Origin of the sequence: Rhabdonatronobacter sediminivivens, assembly GCF_013415485.1 — a bacterium.
GTDB classification, from domain to species: domain Bacteria; phylum Pseudomonadota; class Alphaproteobacteria; order Rhodobacterales; family Rhodobacteraceae; genus Rhabdonatronobacter; species Rhabdonatronobacter sediminivivens.
This window is the reverse complement of the sequence record NZ_JACBXS010000112.1, coordinates 1-1,607: the sequence shown is the minus strand read 5'-3', so window position 1 is coordinate 1,607 and position 1,607 is coordinate 1. Positions and strand designations below refer to the sequence as shown.

Below are 1,607 nucleotides of genomic sequence, written 5' to 3'. Positions count from 1 at the left end.
GAAGCCCCCCTCGATCCGGGCGCGCGCCCAGCCCTGCGCCAGAAGGGCTGCCCGGCCCAACGGGAGGGGGCGGATTTTCAATCCGTCCCCGACGGGCGGGAGCCCCCCTCCCCAGCTTGCGCGCGGCGTCGCCCCATGTGTCCGCACAGGTCACACCCAAGCCAACACGCTTCTGGTCAATGTCGAAAGCGCCCCGAGCCGCGCCCACCCTGTCTCAATTTTCTGCGCGATACTTGTGTCGGCAGCGACCCCGTTCCCACCCTGGGCTTGCTGCCCGCAGGGCGGACCGGCGCGCTGCCGATATCATGCCCAAGGAGCCTGAACAGTTGCTTCGGGGTGAGGAGCGCCCGGAAATCTGCCAGTGGCACGATTTCAGCGACGAACGGGCGGAGCCCAGTCCCGTTGGGGCCTGAGCCCGTATGACATGGCACAGGGTGGAGGGCGAAATGAAACCCTGCAGTGCAGGGTTTCCGCCCGGAACGCCCGCCCCGTGGGCGGGCCGGAGAGCATGACACAAGACCATATCGGAGTCGATCTTTCGAAGGACTGGCTGGATGTGTGCGATCCGGCGCAGGGTCGTGAGTATCAGGTCAAGAACACGCCGCGTTCGGTGCGGGCGTGGCTTGGCGAGTTGCGCGCGGATGTGTGCATAGTCATTGAGGCAACGAGTGGATGCGACCGGGCAATCATGGCCGAGGCGGCGGCAGCCGGGGCTGGTCTGCACCGGGTCAATCCGGGGCGGGCGCGGTTCTTCGCACTGTCGCTGAGGCGGGCCAAGACGGACCGGGCGGATGCGCGGGTTCTGGCCGAGATGGGGCGTGCACAGGGTATGCGGCGGCAGACCTTGCGCACGCCTGCGCGGTTGCGGCTGGTGGAGCTTGTGCGGCGGCGCCAGCAGCTCAAGGATATGGAGACGTGAAGCAAAAACAGCACCTTGGGGCGGCGGCCCTGCCCGCTGTCAAGGCGGGCATCCGGGCGCATCTGACCCGTCTTGCCCGGCAGATCGCCGCGGTCGAGGCGCTGATCGAAGCCGAGATCGCAGCCGACCCGGAACTGCGCGCGGCGCATGAGCTCTTGCGCTCCGCGCCCGGCATGGGGCCCGTGACCACGGCGGTGGTGCTGGCGCATCTGGCCGAGCTCGGCCAGCTTTCGCGCCGCGAGATAGCGCGGCTTGCAGGGCTCGCGCCCGAGGCGCGCGAGAGCGGGCGCTGGCAGGGCAAGCGCCGCATCGGCGGCGGGCGGCGTCAGGTGCGCCGCGCGCTCTATCAGGCGGCGCTGGTCAACTACTGCCACAAGCGGGTGGATCGCCCGTGGATCAAGGCCCAGCTCGCGCGCGGAAAGGCCCCAAAGGCGGTCATCCGCGCCATGGCCGACGCCTCCTGTGCCGCCTCAACGCGATGATGCGGACCAGCACCCCATATGAGGCCCCGGCTTGAGATAAGAGCGAAACAACAGGACAGTTGCCACCCTGCGCGCCTGCGGCGGGCGCCGGGGCAGGGGCCTGTGGTGTGGTTCAGCCTTGCCTTGTGTCCTCAGAGGCCAATCGGAAATGAGTTGAGTGAATTCAGCAGGTTGTGATTCTGTTCAGTTGCGACACAGAACGGAGA

General features: G+C 68.0%; 2 protein-coding genes. Both read left to right on the top strand.

The genetic code is table 11. The annotated features are described in order from the left end of the window. The first annotated feature begins 508 nt into the window (after positions 1–508). Positions 509–919, top strand: a complete 411-nt coding sequence (locus HUK65_RS18355) for an IS110 family transposase (protein WP_179907714.1) — start codon at positions 509–511, stop codon at positions 917–919. Continuing rightward, positions 916–1,401, top strand: coding sequence for a transposase (locus tag HUK65_RS18935; RefSeq protein WP_179907711.1), 486 nt, complete (start codon positions 916–918; stop codon positions 1,399–1,401). Before HUK65_RS18355 ends, HUK65_RS18935 begins: the two co-directional genes overlap by 4 nt. Positions 1,402–1,607 lie beyond the last annotated feature (206 nt).